Source organism: Streptomyces sp. NPDC017448, assembly GCF_044330565.1.
In the GTDB taxonomy this organism is placed as follows: Bacteria; Actinomycetota; Actinomycetes; order Streptomycetales; family Streptomycetaceae; genus Streptomyces.
Map to the genome: position 1 here is coordinate 392,854 of NZ_JBIRLM010000002.1, position 19,453 is coordinate 412,306.

At 73.8% G+C, this 19,453-nt stretch carries 14 protein-coding genes; 11 read left to right on the top strand and 3 right to left on the bottom strand.

From position 1 onward, the window contains the following. The first annotated feature begins 442 nt into the window (after positions 1 to 442). From ACH4K1_RS06375 to ACH4K1_RS06400, 6 genes are all read left to right on the top strand, one after another. Positions 443 to 2,959: a nitrate- and nitrite sensing domain-containing protein gene (locus ACH4K1_RS06375; RefSeq protein ID WP_398087171.1), complete on the top strand. Its 2,517-nt coding sequence runs from the start codon at positions 443 to 445 to the stop codon at positions 2,957 to 2,959. After that, positions 2,956 to 3,360, top strand: coding sequence for a roadblock/LC7 domain-containing protein (locus ACH4K1_RS06380; protein WP_145799566.1), 405 nt, complete (start codon positions 2,956 to 2,958; stop codon positions 3,358 to 3,360). Before ACH4K1_RS06375 ends, ACH4K1_RS06380 begins: the two co-directional genes overlap by 4 nt. A gap of 104 nt (positions 3,361 to 3,464) precedes the next feature. Beyond that, positions 3,465 to 4,676 (top strand): ABC transporter substrate-binding protein, encoded by a 1,212-nt coding sequence (locus tag ACH4K1_RS06385; protein ID WP_398087173.1) that lies wholly within the window; start codon positions 3,465 to 3,467, stop codon positions 4,674 to 4,676. A gap of 1 nt (position 4,677) precedes the next feature. Continuing rightward, on the top strand, positions 4,678 to 6,888 hold the full coding sequence (locus tag ACH4K1_RS06390) for a branched-chain amino acid ABC transporter permease (protein ID WP_398087175.1): 2,211 nt from the start codon (positions 4,678 to 4,680) through the stop codon (positions 6,886 to 6,888). Further along, a complete protein-coding gene (locus ACH4K1_RS06395; RefSeq protein ID WP_398087177.1) occupies positions 6,885 to 7,748 on the top strand; it encodes an ABC transporter ATP-binding protein in 864 nt (287 codons plus the stop codon). The genes ACH4K1_RS06390 and ACH4K1_RS06395 overlap by 4 nt, the downstream gene beginning before the upstream one ends. Positions 7,749 to 7,758: 10 nt before the next feature. Then, the gene (locus tag ACH4K1_RS06400; RefSeq protein WP_398087179.1) at positions 7,759 to 8,499 is read left to right on the top strand and encodes an ABC transporter ATP-binding protein; all 741 of its coding nucleotides are present in this window, start codon (positions 7,759 to 7,761) and stop codon (positions 8,497 to 8,499) included. Between the two features lie 56 nt (positions 8,500 to 8,555). Here ACH4K1_RS06400 and ACH4K1_RS06405 read toward each other — a convergent pair whose 3' ends face one another. Continuing rightward, a complete protein-coding gene (locus tag ACH4K1_RS06405; RefSeq protein WP_398087180.1) occupies positions 8,556 to 9,773 on the bottom strand; it encodes an FAD-dependent monooxygenase in 1,218 nt (405 codons plus the stop codon). Positions 9,774 to 10,280: 507 nt separating this feature from the next. On the opposite strand from ACH4K1_RS06405, the gene ACH4K1_RS06410 reads away from it, so the two are divergent. Further along, positions 10,281 to 11,834 (top strand): exopolysaccharide biosynthesis polyprenyl glycosylphosphotransferase, encoded by a 1,554-nt coding sequence (locus ACH4K1_RS06410; RefSeq protein WP_398087182.1) that lies wholly within the window; start codon positions 10,281 to 10,283, stop codon positions 11,832 to 11,834. A 71-nt stretch (positions 11,835 to 11,905) separates the two neighbouring features. Here ACH4K1_RS06410 and ACH4K1_RS06415 read toward each other — a convergent pair whose 3' ends face one another. After that, complete coding sequence (locus tag ACH4K1_RS06415; RefSeq protein ID WP_398087183.1) at positions 11,906 to 12,889, bottom strand: GDP-L-fucose synthase family protein; 984 nt, start codon at positions 12,887 to 12,889, stop codon at positions 11,906 to 11,908. Positions 12,890 to 13,002: 113 nt separating this feature from the next. On the opposite strand from ACH4K1_RS06415, the gene gmd reads away from it, so the two are divergent. The 4 genes from gmd to ACH4K1_RS06435 all read left to right on the top strand — a co-directional run bounded on the left by gmd (position 13,003) and on the right by ACH4K1_RS06435 (position 18,200). Further along, a complete protein-coding gene (gene gmd / locus ACH4K1_RS06420) occupies positions 13,003 to 14,016 on the top strand; it encodes a GDP-mannose 4,6-dehydratase (protein ID WP_228988814.1) in 1,014 nt (337 codons plus the stop codon). Between the two features lie 353 nt (positions 14,017 to 14,369). After that, entirely contained in the window at positions 14,370 to 16,628 is a 2,259-nt protein-coding gene (locus ACH4K1_RS06425; protein ID WP_398087184.1) for a LamG-like jellyroll fold domain-containing protein, read from the top strand. 4 nt (positions 16,629 to 16,632) lie between these two features. Then, complete coding sequence (locus ACH4K1_RS06430; protein ID WP_398087186.1) at positions 16,633 to 17,364, top strand: hypothetical protein; 732 nt, start codon at positions 16,633 to 16,635, stop codon at positions 17,362 to 17,364. Next, positions 17,361 to 18,200, top strand: a complete 840-nt coding sequence (locus ACH4K1_RS06435) for a glycosyltransferase family 2 protein (protein ID WP_398087188.1) — start codon at positions 17,361 to 17,363, stop codon at positions 18,198 to 18,200. The genes ACH4K1_RS06430 and ACH4K1_RS06435 overlap by 4 nt, the downstream gene beginning before the upstream one ends. A 12-nt stretch (positions 18,201 to 18,212) precedes the next feature. On the opposite strand, the gene ACH4K1_RS06440 is transcribed toward ACH4K1_RS06435, so the two are convergent. Next, positions 18,213 to 19,376, bottom strand: a complete 1,164-nt coding sequence (locus ACH4K1_RS06440) for a glycosyltransferase (protein ID WP_398087190.1) — start codon at positions 19,374 to 19,376, stop codon at positions 18,213 to 18,215. Positions 19,377 to 19,453 lie beyond the last annotated feature (77 nt).

Here is a 19,453-nt window from a genome sequence, read left to right on the forward strand (position 1 = left end):
CCGGCGGCCCCCATCGCGCGCCGCCGGGCGGTGCTCTCCGCCCGGTTCCCCGGGGAGACGGGCGGAGAACCGCACGAGTACCGCTCCACGGCAGCAGTCGGACCCGTCCCCAGGGGACGGAACCACCGCGTACGGCCCGGTCCGGCCCGGCCCCCGCGACGGCCCGCCGCGACCGTCGGCCCCAAGGGCCTTTGTTTTATGGACACTTGAGAGCGCAATCAGGCCACCCTTGCGCGCAGGCTGCACAGATTTTTTCGGGGATTCACCCGTCCGCGGGGGCTCACTTCGGCATAGGATCATGTCGGGCCACAGGGGCACCCTCCGCCCCATCCGCCCCAACTCCCCCCGCTCATACGGATGTACCGCCACCCCCCACCCCCCCGTTGACAGGTATCTGCGTGCCCCCGATACACAAGCCCGGTTCCGGCGACGGAGCCGCGCGGTGAAAATCAAACGTCGCCTCGTCCTTCTCGTCAGCGCCCCGCTCACCGTGGCCGTCGCCTTCTCGGTTCTGGCCCTCGTGCCCGCCACCGACCAGGCGATCCAGGCCGGGCGGCTGACCTCGATGATCGAAGTCGCTGACGGAGCAGCCGACTTGACCTACCGATTACAACGTGAACGGGCGGCGGCCACCGCCCTGGTCTCCGGGCAGGGAAGCGCGGAGACCTTCCGGCTGCGCACCGACGAGACCGACCGGAGCGTCGCCCGCTTCCGCGGCGGGACGAAGGGGCTCACCGCCGTTCCCGGCAGCGCCGAGGGCGCCCTGCGCCGGATCGAGCGCTTCGTCGAGGAGATGCCCGGACTGCGCGCCCAGGTGCGTTCCGGAAGCAGCACCGTCTCCGCCCTCGCCTTCGGCTATCGCATCGTGATCGCCGATCTGAACGGCTACCGGGACGGCATCGCCCAGGCGGACGGGGTGGACGCCGGCATCGCGGACCGCATCCGCGCCGCAGCCGCCCTGTCCGAGGCCGCCGAACACACGGCCCAGCAGCAGGTCACCGTCGGGCGGGCGCAGGCCGCGGGCGGCTTCACCACCGCCTCGCAGCGGACCTTCGACGCCGGCCGGATGGGCTACACCGAGTCGATCGGCGTCCTGTACGACCTCGGTCCCGGCGAGTGGCGGAGCTGGCTGGAGCGGACCCTTTCCGGAGCCGAGGCCCTGGAGGCCCGGCGCCTCGAGGACGAGATCGGACGCACGGGGACCGGCCGGGAGATCACCGTCACCCCGGAGCGGTGGCAGGAGGCCGCCGAGGACCGGCAGGAGCTGCTGCGTTCGGTGGAGAAGCGGGTCGACGCGGCCGTCCTCGCCCAGGTCTCCGACGTCCGTGCCACCCTCGTCCGGACGGCAGCCGCGGAAGTCGGGCTGGTGGTGCTGACCCTGGTCGGCGTCGTGGTCGTGGCGATCCGGCTGGGGCGCGTCATGCTCCGGCGGCTGCGCGATCTGCGCAACGCCGCGCACGAGGTCGCCCACTCCGGGCTGCCCGCCGTGATGAACGAACTCTCCCGGCCCGGCGCCCTGCGCGGCGCGACGCCCGAGGAGGTGGCGCAGCGCTCCGGGGATCCGGTCAGGACCACGGGCCGGGACGAGATCGGCGAGGTCGGCGAGGCGTTCAACGCCGTCCACCACGAGGCCGTCCGTCTCGCCGCCCAACAGGCGCAGACACACGAGAAGTTGGCCGAGACCCTGGTCGGTGTCGCCCGCCGTGGGGCCCGGTTGACCGCGGTCATGGTCTCCGAACTGGACACGGTGCAGCGCGATGAGGCCGACCCCCTGCGCATGAAGGCCCTCTTCGCACTCGACCACCTGGCCGTCCGCATGGAGCGCAACACCAACAACCTCCTGGTGCTGGGCGGTTACGGGAACGCCCGGGTGCGCTCCGCCGATGTCGGGTGCTCCACCGTCATCATGGCGGCCGCCCAGCAGATCGAGCGGTTCGACCGCGTCTCGCTCGGTGTGATCGAGTCGGGGATCGGCGTCACCGCCCGCGCCGTGCACGACGTGGCGCACATCCTGGCGGAGCTGCTCGACAACGCCACCCGGTACTCGCCCCCGGACAAGCAGGTCGGGGTCGCCGTCTGGCGGCTGTGGGACCGGGCCGTCGTGCAGATCGTCGACGAGGGCGTGGGCATCGCGCCGGAGCGCCGGGCGGTCCACAACGCGGCGCTGCGCGAGCCGCAGGCGGGCATCGGGGACGTACGGTCCATGGGCCTGCACGTGGTGGCCCGGCTCGCGGCCCGCCATGGCATCGTTGTCGAGTTGCGCGACTCCTCGGGCCCGGGCACCATCGCCGAGGTCACGTTGCCCGCGAAGGTGCTGGCCACGGACTTCACGGAGGCCGAGGAACCCCCCTCGGGCGGGTACGGCGACCATGCCGGGTCCGCCTCGTCCCGACCGGCCACCGAGCCGGGGCCCCGGGCCCGTCGGCGGCCGGGCCGTACGAACGCGCGCCCGGACCGCGACGGCGCCCCGGTGGGCGCGGAGGCCGGTACGGGCACGGCGGCGGGCCCCGGCCCCGGCGCGGGCATCGGCGGCAGGAGCATCGGCGCGGGCGTCGGTACCGGCGCCCGCGCGTCCGGGGCCGGTGCTCCGGGCGGCGGAGGCCCGGCAGGCCCGCCCGGCCACGCCGGGCCCCGTGACGGCTCCACGCGGGACCGGGAGCACGGCGCCACGCCCGCACCGCACCCCGTGCACGACGAGCCGGCGTCCCGGGTCGCCGGGGTCAGCCCCTCGGGGCTGCCCGTGCGGCAGCGCCGAGCACCGCAGCAGTGGCCCACCGCGGGCCGGCGGGACGGGGCCGAACAGCGCCCCGGCGGCGGCTCCCCCCGCCCCTCGCCCCGCCGCCGGGACTCCCGGCAGGTCTCCGACGTACTGGCGGCCTACGCCCAGGGGATCAACCGGAGCACGAACCACCGGGGGCGTTCCGCCCCGGACGACACCACCGAACGGACCGAACCATGACCACCTCCTCCGACCTGAGCTGGATCCTGAGCGATTTCGCCGGGCGCCTTCCGGAAGTCACCCAGGCGATAGCCGTGTCCGTGGACGGACTCGCGCTGGCGTACACGGGCGTGGAACGCGACGACGCCGAGCGGCTGGCCGCCATCGCGTCCGGCGTCGTCAACCTGCTGTCCGCGGCAGCCCAGTTGACCGACACCGATCCGGTGGAACACAGCCTCACCGCGATGGAGGGCGGGTACATGTTCTCGATGGCGGTCTCCAGCGGAGCCTCGCTGCTCGTCACCACCACCCGGGACGCGGACATCGGCGAGGTCAGCTACATGATGTCCGAGCTGATCAACCAGGTCGGCGACTCGCTCTCCCCCCAGGTGCGCGACGCCGGCGCCTCCGCACCGCGCTGACGGACGGCTCCGCCCCGCCGGTCCCCGACCGCCCCTCTCCGCACCACCGACGCCCCCGGCGCACCCCCGTGTGCCGGGACCTCCGACCCCCGATGAGAGCCCTCATGTTCCCCTTCGCCCCCTCCAGCCCCCGCCGCCGCAGAGCCGGGCTCCGGCCGGCCGGCGCCGCCGCGCTCGCCCTCGGCCTGGCCGCCGCCACCGGTTGCAGCGGTGGCGGCGGCGCCTCCGACGACACCGTGAAGGTCGGCCTGGTGGCCTCCCTGTCCGGCACCTACGAGCCGGTCGGCACGGAGCTGCGGGACGGCTTCAAGCTGTATCTGGACACCCACGGAGGCACGTTGGGCGGCCGCAAGGTCGAACTGATCGTGGCGGACGAGGGCGACGGCCCGCCGACCGCCGTCCCCGCCGCCACCAAACTGGTCAAGAAGGACAAGGTCGACGTGTTGACCGGCCTCGTCGGGGGCGGTTCGGTCAACGCGGTGCTGCCGCTGATCCAGCAGGCGAAGATCCCCCTGCTCGGATCGAACGCCCGGCCGCCGGTCGAGGACATCGAGTACGTCTGGACGACGAGCTTCCTGTCCGACGAACCGGGCCGGGCCATCGCCCCGTACATCAAGGAGAAGGTCGACGGCCCGGTCTACGCGATCGGACCGGACTACCAGGGCGGCCACGACGAACTGCGCGGCTTCACCGATGAGTTCGAGCGGATCAAGGGCAAGCTCGCCAACCCCGGCGGCAAGACCACCTGGACGCCGTTCCCGAAGACGACCAACTTCATGCCGTACTTCGCGGAGATCGCCAAGACGGACGCCGAGGCCGTCTACTGCTTCTACGCGGGCAAGGCGGCGATCGACTTCGCCAAGCAGTACGCCCAGTCGGACATCGCCGACCTTCCGCTGTACACGGCCTTCGTGACCGAGGGCAGCGTGCTCCAGGCACAGGGCCCGGCGGCGAAGGACATCTACTCCGTGCTCAACTACGCGGCCGACCTGGACAACGAGGCGAACCGGAAGTTCGCCGCCGACTGGACGGCGGAGCACGACACGCAGCCCACCACCTACGCGATGGCCTCGTACGACGCGGCCGCCGTGCTGGACAAGGCGATCGCGGACGCGGCGAAGGACGGCGACGTGACGCCGCAGACCATCAACAAGGCCATCGCCGGGCTCGGCCAGATCGACAGCCCGCGCGGCGCCTGGGAGTTCGGCGACAAGGCGCACTCCCCCGTCCAGACGTGGTACCTGCGCCAGGTGCGGCCGGACGGCGCCCGGTTGGCGAACGTGATGGTCCAGGACCTGGCGACCCTCGGCAGCTGACGTGGATCTCCTCGACGCCCACCTCGTACCGGCGGTGGACGGGGTGGCCTTCGGGCTGCTGCTGTTCGTGGTCGCCGCCGGGCTGAGCCTCGCCTTCGGCACGGCCGGGGTGCTGAACCTGTCGCACGGCACGCTGTACGCGATCGGCGCCTACACGGGGGCCGAGCTGAGCGACGGCACCTGGGGCGGCCTGGCCCTGGGCCTGGCCGCCGGGACCGCGGCGGCGTGCGGAGCCGGGGCGGCCCTCTCCGCCGCGACGGCTCCGCTCGCCCGGCGTGGGCATCTGGCGCAGGCGCTGCTGACCTTCGGGCTCGCTCTGATCGGCGGCGATCTGCTCATCCAGCTCTTCGGGGCGGACGAACTCCCCGTCCGCGTCCCCGAGGCGCTCGACTCCTCGGTGACGCTGCTGGGGCACCGCTACCCGGCGTACCGGCTCTGCTTCATCGTGATGGCCGTGGTGCTCGCGGCCTTCGGCACCTGGGTGCTGACCCGGACCCGGATGGGCGCGGCGGTACGGGCCGCCGCCGACGACCCGCAGATGCTCGCGGCCACCGGCCGCAGCCCCCGGGCGGTGCACACCGGCGTCCTCGCGGCGGCGGGCGCGCTGGCGGGGGCGGCGGGTGTGCTCGGGGCGCCGATCATCGGCCCCGGGCCCGGTACCTCCGAGAACGTGCTGATGCTGTCGCTCGTGGTGGTCGTGCTCGGCGGGCTGCGCTCGCTGTGGGCGACGCTCGCGGCGGCGGTGGCGGTGGGCGAGGTGCAGACGCTGGGCGTCGCGCTGGCGCCCGCGCTGGCGCCGTACCTGCTCTTCGCCGCGATGGCGGCGGTGCTGGTGCTGCGCTCCCGGTTCACGGAGCCGGCGGCGGCGCACGGCCCCGAAAGCCCCGCCCCGGACCCGGTGGCCCGGCTCCGGGCCCGTCTCGCCGCCCGGCTGCGCGGACGGCCGCGCGAGACGGTGGGAACGGTGACGGCGGCGGGGGCTTCCCCCGCGGGACCGGGGTCGGGCGCGGCCCGGAGCGGCTTCGCCCTCCGCGGGAGCGCGAGCCGCCGGCCCGGGTGGGCCGGCCGGCTGCCGGGCGGGCCCGTGGCGCGGCGGGCGGCGCCGCTGCTCGTCCTGCTCGCGGTGCTGATCGCGCTGCCCGCCCTGCTGGACCCGTACAGCATCTCCCTCGCCGGTTCCGCCCTGGCCCTGGGGCTGCTCGCGGTCAGCGTCACCGTTCTCACCGGTTACGCCGGTCTGCCCACTCTCGGGCAGACCGCGCCGTTCGCCGTCGGCGCGTACGCCACCGCCAACCTCGCGGACGCCGGGTGGACCTTGGGCCCGGTCCAGATCGTGCTCTCCGCGCTGGCCGCCGCCGTCTTCGCCGCGGTGGTGGGGCCCGCGGTGGTCCGGGCGCGCGGTACCACCGTCCTGATGATCACGCTCGCGATCGGGGAGCTGACCGGCGCGGTCGTCAACCAGCTCAAGTCCGTCACCGGCGGGGCCGACGGGCTCGTCGGCTTCCCGGCCACGCAGGCGCTCTGGGGCGGGGAGGGGATGGTGGAGGAGGGCGAGCTGTACACCTACGCGCTCGTCGTCGCCGTCGTCGCGGTCGCGCTGACCCTGCTCGTCCTGCGCTCCCCGGCCGGGAAGCTGCTCACCGGCGCGCGGGGCGCGGAGGCCCGGATGCGCGCCTCCGGGCACCCGGTGGGGCGCTACCTCCTGGTGGCCCACGTCGGGGCGGGCGCGCTGGCCGGTGTGGCCGGTTCGCTGATGGTGACCGTGCAGCAGTACCTCGCCCCCGCCGACGTCGGGTTCGAGATCGCCGCGTTCGCGCTGCTGGCGGTGGTCATCGGCGGCACGACGTCGGTGGTCGGCGCGCTGCTCGGGGCGGGGCTCATCGTCGCCACCCGGGACTGGGTCGCCGGTTCCTGGCCCGGCCACGGGCCGCTGCTCCTCGGTGTGCTCTTCGTGGCGACCGTCTACCTGCTGCCGCGCGGCCTGGCGGGGCTGCGCGGCGGCGGGGACGGTCCGCCGCCGCGGAGGCCGGTCGATCCGGGGGCCCCGGGGGCTCCCGGCGCTCCGGGCGTTCCCGGTACCCCTGACGCCCCGGATGACGCGTGGGCTCCCGGTGCACCGGCCGCCCCCGCCGCTCCGGGGGCGGCCGCCCGGCCCGGGGAACGGCACCCCCCACCGCCCGCTCCCAACCCCGCCGGGAAGGTCTCCTCATGACACCCGCACCGCCCGCGGCGGCGCCTTCGGTCCTCGTCCTCACCGGCCTCACCCGCAGGTACGGAACGCTCACCGCCGTGGACGACGTGAGCCTGCGTCTCACGCCGGGCGCCCGGCACGCCGTCATCGGTCCCAACGGGGCGGGCAAGACCACCCTGCTCAACCTGATCGCGGGCACGGACCGGCCCGACCGGGGCACGATCACCCTGGACGGCGTCGACGTCACCTCTGCGGCGACGGCCAGGCGCAGTCGGCTGGGTATCGCCCGGAGCTTCCAGCAGCCCTCGGTCATCGCCGAGTTGTCGGTGCTCGACAATGTCGTCCTGGCCGGCTGGCCGCACCATCCGCAGCGCCGCGGGGCCTGGCGCAGGCCCTCCCGCTACCGGCTGCACCGGAAGTCCGCCGCCCGCCACCTGGAGAGGGTCGGTCTCGCGGAGCTCGCCCACCGGCCGGCCGCCACGCTCTCGCACGGGCAGCGCCGCATGCTCGACATCGCCGCCGCGCTGGCGGGCGAGCCCCGCCTGCTGCTCCTGGACGAGCCGGCGGCGGGGCTGACCGACACCGACATCGGCCGGCTGCTCGACATCGTCGGAGGTATGCCGTCGAGCGTCGCGGTCGTCCTGGTGGAGCACCACGTCGACGTGGTCGCCCGGCTCGCCTCCACCACCACGGTGCTGGCCGCCGGAAAGGTGCTCGCCACCGGTCCGACGCGGGAGGTGCTGGCCCGTCCCGAGGTCCGCACGGCGTACCACGGCACAGGCCCCGGCGCGGCCCCGGACGGAGCCGGTCCGGCCTCGGGCCCGGACGGAGCCGAGGCCGTCCCGACCGTCTGCCCGTCCCCCACCGACGCGAGAGGGTGACCGACGCCCGATGCTCGAACTCACCGGCCTGACCGCGGGCTACCACGGCGGCACCGTCCTCCACGGCCTCGACCTGGCGGTCGCCGCCGGCACGGTGCACGCCGTCGTCGGCCACAACGGCGCGGGCAAGACCACCCTCGTCCACACCGTCGCCGGGCTGATGCGCCCGAGCTCCGGAACCGTACGCGTCGACGGCCGGGAGGTGACCGGGCAGCCGGCGCACCGGATCGCACGGGCCGGGATCGGGCTCGTGCCGCAGGGCCGCCGGGTGTTCGCCGGGCTCACGGTGGAGGAGCACCTGCGGCTGTCCCACCGTCCGCCGCGCCGGGGCGACACCGCACGCCCCGGCCTCTGGACCCCGGCGCGGGTCCTCACGCTGCTCCCCCGGCTGGGCGAGCGGCTGGGCAACCGGGGGGCGGAGCTGTCCGGCGGCGAGCAGCAGATGCTGGCGCTGGCCCGGGCGCTGCTCGGCTCCCCGCGGGTGCTGCTGCTCGACGAGCCGACCGAGGGCCTCGCGCCCGTCCTGGTACGGCAGGTGCACGAGCTGGTGGGGACGCTGGCGGCCGAGGGGCTCGCCGTCCTGCTGGTCTCCCCCAGCCCCGCCCAGGCCGTCGAGTGCGCCGACGCCCTCACCGTCCTCACCTCGGGGCGGACGACGCTGCGCCTGGCCGGGGAGGACGCCCGCGCCGACGCCACCGCGCTGCACGCGGCGCTGGAGCTGACGGCGGCGGGCGCGGGGCCGGGAGGCTGAGCAGCACGCGTCCGGTACGGACGGGCCCCGGGGGGCCCGCCCGAGGCCCTCCGCTCCTACCCGGCCTTCATGCTGTGGCCGCCGAAGCCGCTGCGCCGGTCGGAGCCGCTGTTCTGCTCCTGCCACCAGGCGTCGAACCCGGACTGCTCCATGGCGGTCCAGTCGGGGGTGTTCTCGACCTGCGCGTGGCCCATCCGGCGGCCGAGCGCGACCATCGCGGCCCCGACCGGCCCGCGTCCGGCGTCGTAACGCTCCAGGACCTCCTGCCAACCGCCCCCAGCCGCCCAGGCGGCCTCCAGCGCCGTGGCGTCCTGGAGCGCCTTCACGCTGCCGCCGCCGATGTGCGGCCGGGCGACGCTGGCGGCGTCGCCGACGAGGGCCATCCGCCCGGAGGCGTAGTGCGGCGCCTCCAGGTCGTAGATGGGCTGGATGAAGGTGGTCTCGGCGGGGGTGCGCAGGACCCTGGCGGCCCAGTACGGGGGGAAGTTGTCGGCCACCAGGGCGCGAAGCCGCTCGGTGAGCCGGGAGTTGAGCCGCCCCGGCGGCAGCGAGGTGGGGGTCCGGAGGTCGGGGTGGAGGCCGTCCGCCTCGGGGGGCGCGGTGTAGAGCACCCAGTTGAGCCGGTGCCCGCCGCGGCCGTCCGGGATGCGGTAGATCATGCAATGGCCGCCGGGGAAAACGATGTTGTGCGCGTCGAGGCCGTCCGATGGGAGGTCCGCGACCTCCGACGAGGTCCCCCGCCAGCCGATGTATCCGGCGTACGCGGCGGCCGCACCGGGGAACATGGCCTCGCGGACGACGGATCGGTAACCGTCCGCCCCGATCACGGCGTCGAAGCGCTCCTCGTACCCGTCCGCGAGCCGCAGCGTCACGCCGTCGGCGTCGGGCTCGACCCCGGTGACCACCGCGCCGGAGCGGTAGGCGACCCCCTCGGGCACCCGGCGGCGCAGCTCGCTCCACAGCGACCCCCAGCTGTAGGCGCGGAAGGGGAACGGCTGCTCGCCGACGATCCGGCCGTGGTCCGCCTCCCCGTCCCGCACGCTCCACACGCGCCGGGTCAGCGGCGCCCAGGGCATCTCGGGCGCCACGTACCCGGCCTCCCGCAGCTCGTCGTACCGATCGGCGTGGAGGGCGATGCCCACCCCCCGGTCGCGGAGCCGGTCGTCGGCACGTTCCAGAACGGTGATCCGCTCGGCCCCGCCGCGGGAGGCGGCCAGAGCCGCCGCGCACCCCGCGATGCTGCCGCCGACGACGGCGACGCTGCCTCCACGCACGACTGGCTCTCCCCTCGTTCGGTGTTCCGGGCGTTCCGGCCGCCGACGGGAACACTGGTGCCGCCGCCCGGCACGGCCGGATGAATTCCCTTTATTTCGGGAGTCGTTGGGCCATGACCGATGATCAGGACCCGAGCGGGATCCTATCGGGGAGCGGAACTCCCGCACCGATCGGCCGCGCCACCCGAGAACCCCCTCCGGCCTTACCGTAGGTGACGTCCCGTCATGCGGGGCCCGGTCGGTACCGCGGTCCGCGCCCGTCGCCCACCGGCACCACCGGGTGCAAACGCTTACCGGCCCGACGGCCCGTCAACAACCGCCTCCTGTCGCGACATCGGGTGGTTCCGGCCGTTCGGAGAAGAACGAGCCGGGCCGCCTGAACTTCACGGGAACTCCAGCGAAATGGCACGTGTGTGGATATCGTGCACCGAGCGAGGGTGCATCCGTCAGTCCACGGGATCGGCGGATGCGTCGCGTTTGGGGGGTGCGACTGTGACTGGGGGGTCCATGGGGCATGTCGAGATACCTGATACCGACCTGGCCGGGCCGGTGGGGCTCCGGGGCGCGCCGCGCCCCCGGACCGCCGCTTCCCGGAACCGTACGACAGCCGCGCTGGAGCGGCAGTTCAGGGCTCCGACGGCCCGGCGCACGGGGGCGGGCCGTGCTCCGGTCCGGCGCAGGCGAGCGCCCGGCCCGGCGCTCGCCCCGCTGACGGAGCTGCTGGGGCTGGCCGGGCCGGCCTGGCTGGTGCTGCGGGCGGGCGGCGAACCGCGCCCGGTGGTCGCCGCCGCGGCGGCGGGGGTGCTGTGGGCCGGGCTGCGCGCGGCCCGGGGGCGGTACGCGGCGGGGCCGGGGGCCGAAACCGGGGGCGCGGTCGGCGCGCTCGGCGACTGGCTCGTCCTGATCGGGCTGCTGGCCGTACTGCACACCGCCGCGGGCAGCCCGGTCAACCCGGCCGCGGCCGTCGTGGCCGTCGCGCCGGGGCTGCTCGTCGCCACCGCGGCGACGGGGCTGCGCGCCTGGCCCCGCTCCGCACGCCGGGGCCGCCGGGCCCGCAGGGTGCTGCTGGTGGGCGAGGTGTCCTGCGTGGTCCGGGCCGCCGAGTTGCTCGCCTCCCGTACGGACCACGACTACCGGCTGGTCGCCGCCGTACCGGTGGGCCCCGGACCGCTGGAGCTGGACGGGGTGCAGGTGCCGGGGCGGCTGGCGTCCCGCCCGGCCGACGACGACGTCACGACGGTGCTCGGCGGGGTCTACGCCCATGCGGCGGACCTGGTGCTGGTGGCCCCGGGGCCCCGCATGACCGGGGACCGGCTGCGTCGGCTCGGCTGGGGGCTGCACGACGGGGGCGTCGCCCTCTCCGTGGTCTCGGAGCTGTCCGGCGTGGCGGCCGAGCGGGTGCGTCCCGTCACCGCGGCCGGGCTCACCCTGCTGCACATAGCACCGCCCCTGCGCAGGGGCCCGCAAGCGGTGGTGAAGAACGTGCTGGACCGCACGGGGGCCCTGGTCGGGCTGCTGGCGCTGGCTCCGCTGCTCCTGGCGGTGGCGCTGGGCATACGGCTGTCCTCGCGGGGTCCGGTCTTCCACCGGCAGGTCCGGCAGGGGCGGCACAACCGGCCGTTCACCATGTGGAAGTTCCGCACGATGGTGACGGACGCGGAACAGCTCAAGGCGCGGCTCGCCGTGGCCAACGAGGTCGACGGCCCGCTGTTCAAAATGCGCCGCGACCCCCGGGTGACACCGGTCGGACGGGTGCTGCGGCGCACGTCGATCGACGAACTCCCCCAGCTGGTCAATGTGCTGCTGGGTCACATGTCGCTGGTGGGGCCGCGCCCGCCGCTGCCGGAGGAGGCGGCGCGCTACGACGAACGGGAGCACCGCCGACTCGCCGTGAAGCCGGGGCTGACGGGGCTGTGGCAGGTGAGCGGCCGCTCCGACCTGTCCTGGCAGGAGACCGTCTCGCTGGACCTCTGGTACGTCGACAACTGGTCGGTCGCCGCCGACCTGGGACTCCTCGCCCGCACCGTGCGCGCCGTCGCCGACGGCCGCGGGGCGTACTGAGAGCGGCGGGCGTGCGGATGCGAGGAGCACCACCGGGGCGCCGCCGCGAGGCCCCTCACGGCGGCCGACGGTCAACTCCCCTGCGGGAGCCGGTCGAGCCACCAGGCGTAGGTCCGGGCGATGCCGTCGCGCAGCGGGATCCGCGGCGTGAAGCCGAGGGAGGTGAGGCGGGTGGTGTCGAGCAGCTTGCGGGGCGTCCCGTCCGGCTTCGATACATCCCAGGCGATCTTCCCCTGGTACCCCGTCACCTCCTGTACCGTTTCGGCGAGTTCGCGGATCGAGAGGTCTTCGCCGCAGCCGATGTTGACGGGCTCGTCGCCGTCGTACACCTCCAGCAGGCGTACGCAGGCCGCGGCGAGGTCGTCCACGTGCAGGAACTCGCGGCGCGGGGAGCCGGAGCCCCACAGGGTCACCTCGGGGGCCCCGTCCCGGCGCGCCTCGTGGAAGCGGCGGATCAGGGCGGGCAGGACGTGCGAGGTCTCCAGGTCGAAGTTGTCGCCGGGCCCGTAGAGATTGGTGGGCATGGCACTGATGTAGGAGGCGCCGTACTGCCGCCGGTAGGACTGGATCTGGACGATTCCGGCGATCTTGGCGAGGGCGTACGCCTCGTTGGTGGGCTCCAGCTCCCCGGTGAGGAGGGCGTCCTCCCGGATCGGCTGGGGCGCGAGCCGGGGGTAGATGCACGACGAGCCGAGGAAGAGCAGCCGCTCGGTCCCGGCCGCGTGCGCCCCGGCGATCACGCTGAGCTGGATGCGCAGGTTGTCCTCCAGGAACTGCACCGGCCAGGTGCTGTTGGCCATGATCCCGCCCACCTTGGCGGCGGCCAGCACCACGACATCCGGGCGGACCTCCTTGAGATACGCCCCGGTCCGCGCGGCGTCGCGCAGATCGAGGAGGTCGCGGCCGCGGGTGACCACCTCGTGGCCGTCGTCGGCGAGGCGGCGGGCCAGCGCGGAACCGACCAGACCGCGGTGGCCCGCGACGAATATGCGGGAGCCGGGACGCAGTAGGGGGCGGGCGGATTCCTGGGGCGGGGCGGGGAGTTCGGTCGTCATGGCTCGGATTGTGCCAGCAGAAAGGGACTGCGGTGACATTTTGCCGCAGAACATTCCAATTCCGAAATAACGGGGAACATCGCCGCCGAGGCGATCAGCAGAGAGGGGGGACCGTGGCGAAGACCGCGCTCATCACCGGGGTGACCGGCCAGGACGGTTCGTATCTGGCCGAGTTGTTGCTCGACAAGGGCTACACGGTGCACGGGCTCATACGCCGTTCCTCAAGCTTCAACACCGAGCGGATCGACCACATCTACCAGGGCCCCGAGGAGCCGGAGCGCTCCTTCGTCCTGCACCACGCGGACCTGTCCGACGGTGTGGCGCTGGTGAACCTGCTGCGGGACATCCAGCCCGACGAGGTCTACAACCTGGGCGCGCAGTCGCATGTGCGGGTCTCCTTCGACGCCCCGCTGTACACCGGCGACGTCACGGGGCTCGGCACCGTCCGGCTCCTGGAGGCGGTGCGGGCCAGCGGCGTCCACACCCGGATCTACCAGGCGTCGTCCTCCGAGATGTTCGGGGCCAGCCCGCCCCCGCAGAACGAGAAGACGCCGTTCCACCCGCGCAGCCCGTACAGCGTGGCGAAGGTCTACGCCTACTGGGCCACGGTCAACTACCGCGAGGCGTACGACATGTTCGCGGTCAACGGCATCCTCTTCAACCACGAGTCGCCGCGCCGCGGTGAGACCTTCGTGACCCGGAAGATCACCCGGGCCGTCGCCCGGATCAAGGCGGGGCTCCAGGACCGGCTCCACCTGGGCAACCTGGACGCGGTCCGGGACTGGGGGTACGCGCCGGAGTACGTGGACGCCATGTGGCGGATGCTCCAGTGCGACACCCCCGACGACTACGTGGTCGCCACCGGGGAGGGCGTCAGCGTCCGGCAGTTCCTGGAGTTCGCCTTCGAGCACGCCGGGCTGGACTGGGCCGAGCACGTGCGGTACGACCCGAAGTACGAACGCCCCAGCGAGGTCGACGCGTTGATCGGCGACGCCTCCAAGGCCGAGGAGCTGCTGGGCTGGAAGCCCGAGGTGAAGTCGCGGGAGCTGGCCCGGATCATGGTGGACGCCGACATCCGCCGCCTGGAGGACCAGCTCTCCGGGGCCGCCGTCCGGGTGGACCGGTGACCGGGCCCCGGCGCCGGGGGCCCCGGGCCCCCGGCGGCCGGCTCCGCCACCGGCCCCCGCTGCCCTTACCCGCACCCCCGGGAACACCCGGCCGCCGCCCCGACGGGGCCTGCGGCCGCCCACGACGCCCGGCCGGCGCTTCCCGCGCCCGGATCCGGGAAGATCACCGGCGCGACCGCCGACTCCACCGACCGCTCGGTGGAGCTCTCCGCGCCGGCCACGGGCGGGGCCCCGGCCCCCTCCACCCACTCGCCGCGGGCGGGGGGGGGGGGGGCCCCCCCCCCCCCCCCCCGGCCGGGCGGGGCAGCATCCGCGGCCTCCCGGCCGCAGCTCGCATCTCACCTCGGAGCTGAATGATGAACGGAAGTACGGGGCAGAGAAGCGGAGGACGCGGCCGTGTACGCGCCGCTTCCCTCGCTCTCGGCCTGCTGGCCGGAGCCCTGACCGCGACCGCGGTGGGGGCCCCTCCGGCGGCGGCGCTGACACCACCGGTCGCCATCACCGCGGACGACCTCACCACCTGGCAGACCAACGGCATCGTCTGGTCGATGGCGGCCGGCGACGGCGTCGTCTACGCGGGCGGCACCTTCTCCACCCTGCGGCCCCCCGCCGCGGCCCCCGGCTCCGACGAACAGCCCGCGGTGAACTTCGCCGCGTTCGACACGGCGACCGGGGCCCCCACCGACTGCTCGCTCTCCTTCACCGTCTCCTCGGGAACCGCCACCGTCCGCGCCCTGGCTCTCTCCCCGGACGGCGGAACCCTTTACGCGGGCGGCCGGTTCGGAGCGGTCAACGGGATCGGCGTCAGCAACATCGCGGCGATCGACACCGACACCTGCACCCCGCGGAACGACTTCAAGATCTCCGTGAGCGCGACCGTGCGGGCGCTCGCCGTCACCGACGACACCGTCTACCTGGGCGGCGACTTCACCAGCGTCGGCGGGCAGACCAGGAACAGTTTCGCCGCCGTCACCACCGGAGCCTCCCTGCTGCCCTTCACGGCCGACGCCGACGAGGTCGCACGGGCTGTGGAGGTCACCCCGGACGGACGGCACGTGCTGCTCGGCGGGGACTTCTTCCGGATCAACGGCACCACCACCCACGCCCTGGCCGTGGTCGACGCCACCACCGGGCAGCTGGTCAAGTCCTACCCGGGGTTCATCCACAACAACTCCACGGTCCAGGACATCACCACGGACGCCACCGGGTTCTACACAGGCAACGAGGGCACCGGCGGCGGGGTGTTCGACGGACGCATCGCCCTGAACCTGAGCGACTTCGAGCAGCGCTGGCGCGACACCTGCCTCGGCGCGACCCAGGCCGTCGCCGTCCACTCCGGGGTGCTCTACAGCGGCAGCCACGCCCACGACTGCGCCAGCATGGGAGCCTTCCCGGACCAGCCGCGCAAGCACCTGCTGGCCCAGTCGGTGAGCGACCCGAAGCTGCTGCCCTGGTTCCCGGACACCAACGACGGCATCGGCGAGCCGGTCGGCCCCCGCGTGCTGACCACGGTGAGCGGTGGCGGCCGCGACTACCTGTGGGTGGGCGGCGAGTTCACCACGGTCAACGGCAAGCGGCAGCAGGGGCTGACCCGGTTCGCGGACGGCCCCGACACGGGCGAGCCCTGGGTGCCCAACGTCAGCCTGTCCACCCTGACGCCGGGGCGGATCGAGGTGAACTGGCAGACCAGCTTCGACACCGACGACGGGGAGCTGACCTACCGGATCTACAAGGACGGCTCCAGCACCCCGGTCCACACGACGACCGCCTACTCGGTCTTCTGGGACCGGCCCCAGCTGACCTGGACGGACACCGACGTCGCGCCGGGCGAGACCCACTCGTACCGGATCACCGCGAGCGATGGGCCCAACACCAGCGCCAAGTCCCCGGCCCAGTCCGCCACCGTGGCGAGTTCGACGGAGGCGTACCCGGCCCGTGTCAGGTCCGACGGGGCGAGCCTCTACTGGCGCTACGACGAGGGCGCGTCCACGTTCGCGCACGACAGCAGCGGCAACCTGAACAACGGCTTCCTGCGGGGCGGCCCCGCCTACCGGCAGACCCCGGCGGCGGTCGCCGGGCCCTCCACGGCGATCGGCTTCAACGGGAGCGACGAGTACGCGTTCAGCAACCGGCTGCACGCCGCACCCTCCCGGTTCTCGGTGGAGACCTGGATCAGGACCACCACCACCCGGGGCGGGAAGATCATCGGCTTCGGGAACCACACCCAGCAGAACAGCACCCGTCACGACAAGCACGTCTACATGCGCAACGACGGGCGGCTCGTGTTCGGCGTCCAGAGCGGCGGGGCCCGCACCGTCACCACCTCGGGCGCCTACAACGACGGCCAGTGGCACCACGTCGTCGCCACCCAGGGGCCCCTGGGGCAGGGGATGACGCTGTACGTCGACGGGCAGGCCCGGGCGTCGAACATCCTGGTCTCCGGCAGCGATAACCAGCCCGGCTACTGGCGGGTCGGCGGGGACAACCTCTCCGGTTGGCCGACCCGTCCGGCCAGCAACTTCTTCGAGGGGCAGATCGACGAGACCGCCGTCTACCCGACCACGCTGAGCGCTTCCCAGGTCAGCGCGCACTACGCACTGAGGAACGGCTGATCTCATGAGGAATCCGTTCCCGGCCTGCGCCGCCGTCGTCCTGACGGCGGCGGCGCTGGCCGCCTGCGGCTCGTCCGCGGACGGGAACGGTCCGGAGGCCGCGGGCGCCCAGCGCCCCGCGGCCTCCGGGCCCGCCGTCCCCGGCGCGCCCACCGCATCCGCTCCGCCCTCCGCCGGGACCGGCGACGCCGGCGAGGGGGGCCAGGGGGCCGAGCGGCCCGCCCCCCGCGCCGAGGGCCCCAAGACCCCGCCCGACGCGATCACCCCGGCCACCGGCACCTTCACGAAAAAGCAGAAGGAGTACCTGGCGGACCGCGTGCCGAAGGGCATGGACCCGGCCGCCGTCCTCCAGACCGGCCAGGAGACCTGCGACAAGCTCCGCTACCTGGTCAAGGCCGACCGGGACACCGCCGTCGGGGCCGTCGCCACCGAGGAGATCCCGGACGCCGCGGGCGCGGTCGCCGGCCTCTGCCCCCAGCACCAGGACCTGGTGGACGAGGCGGCGTACGCCTACCCGGACGGCACGCACACCGGGAAGAAGCTCCGGCCGGGCGTCTACCGCTCCGTCTCCCCCACCGCCGACTGCTCCTGGCGGATCGCCGGGGCGGGCGGCAAGGAGCTGGCCGCCGACACCTCCGCCACCGGGAAGCCCCGGAAGATCACGATCCCGAAGTCCGCCCGTACGTTCACCTCCACAGGCTGCTACGCCTGGCTGCCCGAAGGAGACCGGGGATGACTGCAGGTACGCCGAAGCTCCCGATAGCCGTGGCGATCCCCACGAAGAACGAGGGGCTGAACATCGCGGAGGCGGTGAAATCGGTGCTCGGCCACTTCGAGGCGGTCGTGGTGGTGGACTCCCACAGCACCGACGACACGGTCAAGATCGCCGAGGAGTGCGGGGCCGAGGTGGTCTCCTACACCTGGGACGGGGGGCATCCGCGCAAGAAGCAGTGGTGCCTGGAGAACGTCCGCACCGACCTGGACTGGATCCTGCTCCTGGACGGCGACGAGCGGCTCAGCCCCGGGCTGCTGGCCGAGCTGCGGCAGGCGTTCCGCGATCCGGCGGCCCCGAAGCCGGCCGCGTACGACATACCGCTCGGCTACTGGTTCTCCGGGAAGCGGCTGCGGCACGGATACACCATTCGCAAGCGGTCGTTGACCGACCGGACCCGCTGCCACTACCCGGAGGTCGGGGACCTGGACGCGCCGGGCATCGGGGAGGTCGAGGGCCACTACCAGCCGGTCGCGCCGAGCGTGGGCACGTTCAGCCATCCCATCGAGCACCAGGACCTCGACCCGGTGACCGCCTGGTTCGAGCGGCACAACCGCTACTCGGACTGGGAGGCGTGGCTGGAGCACCACCCCCAGGTCAAGGAGCAGGTGCGCCAGGTCAAGTCCCGCCAGGGGCAGTTGTTCCACAAGGCGCCGTTCAAGCCGGTGGTGTCCTTCGCCTACATGTACCTCTACAAGCGGGGCTTCCTGGACGGCCGGGCGGGCTTCGACTTCGCGCTGGCGATGAGCTTCTACCGCTGGCAGATCGCCCTCAAGTCCCGAGAGAAGCCGCTGCGTTGACGGCCGCGCCGCTCACCCCCGCCTCCGGCGGACCACGTCCTCGTAGGTCTGCCGGAGGGTGGCGGTGACGGCCTCGATGGTGAACTGCCCGTTCACCAGCTCCCAGGCGGCCTTGCCCGCCTGCTCGGCGGCCTCGGGCTCCAGCAGCTCCAGAATCGCGTCGGCGACCTTGCGGGCGTTGGCCGCGTCCTCGCCGACCCGGCTGTCGACGACCCGTCCCGCCCCGGCCCCGGCGACGTCGGGGGCCTGCCCGCAGGTGCGGGTGATGACGACGGGGGTACCGACCGACATCGCCTCCAGCACCGAGACCGGGAAGGGCTCCTCGATGGCGGGCAGCACGTACACATCGGCCTCGCGCCCGGCGGCGAGGACCTCCTCGTGCTCCAGCGGCCCCACATGGTCCAGGGAGCCGGTGACCCCCAGCTTCCGGGCGAGCGCGAGGGTGCCCTCCAGCGCGCCGGTGTCCGGGCCGGCCAGGACGAAGCGGGCGTCGGGGTGGCGGGCGAGGACGTGCGGCATCGCGGCGACGAAGTCCTCGGGCCGCTTGCGCTTCTGGACGCGGGCGAGGTAGAGCACGGTGGGCGGCCGGCCGGGGCCGCGGGCGGGCTTGCGCTCCTGCGGGCGGACGCCGTTGACCAGCCGTACGGTGCGGGTCAGCGGGACGGGGGCGGCGACGGCGTTCACGTCGAGCCGTTCCATCTCGGTGAGGTGCAGGACGGCGTCCGCCTCGCGCAGCACCTTGCGCACCCCGAGGAGGTCGGTGAGCTGGGCGGCCTTCTTCTCGGTGGGGTCGATCATGCCGTGGGTCTGGACGACCAGGGGCGTACGGGTCGCGAGGGCGAGGAGCGCCGCCGGGAGGGTCACCAGATCGCGCATCAGGTGGACATGGACGAGGTCGGCGCCGCGCATCATGCGGTACGCGGTACGCAGCAGGGACGCCGAGGTGATCCCGCTGACCTCGAACATCGGGAGCAGGTGCCGGGCCTGGAAGAGGTGGACCGGAACCCCCTCGACGCTGCTGGGCAGTTCGCCGCCCGGAAAGCCGTCGCCGAGCGCCATGACGCGGGCGTCGTCGCCGTTGGCACGCTGGACCTTGGAGAGGTTGAACGCCACGCGGGTCGGACCGCCGAAGGCGTGGTCCGGAGTATGGAGCGTGACAACGTGCAGGATTTTCACCAGAGTTCCCCTCAACTACGGCTATGTATGCACAGCGTAGTCATCGGCCCTCCTCACGTGGGCCGATTCGTTAGAGT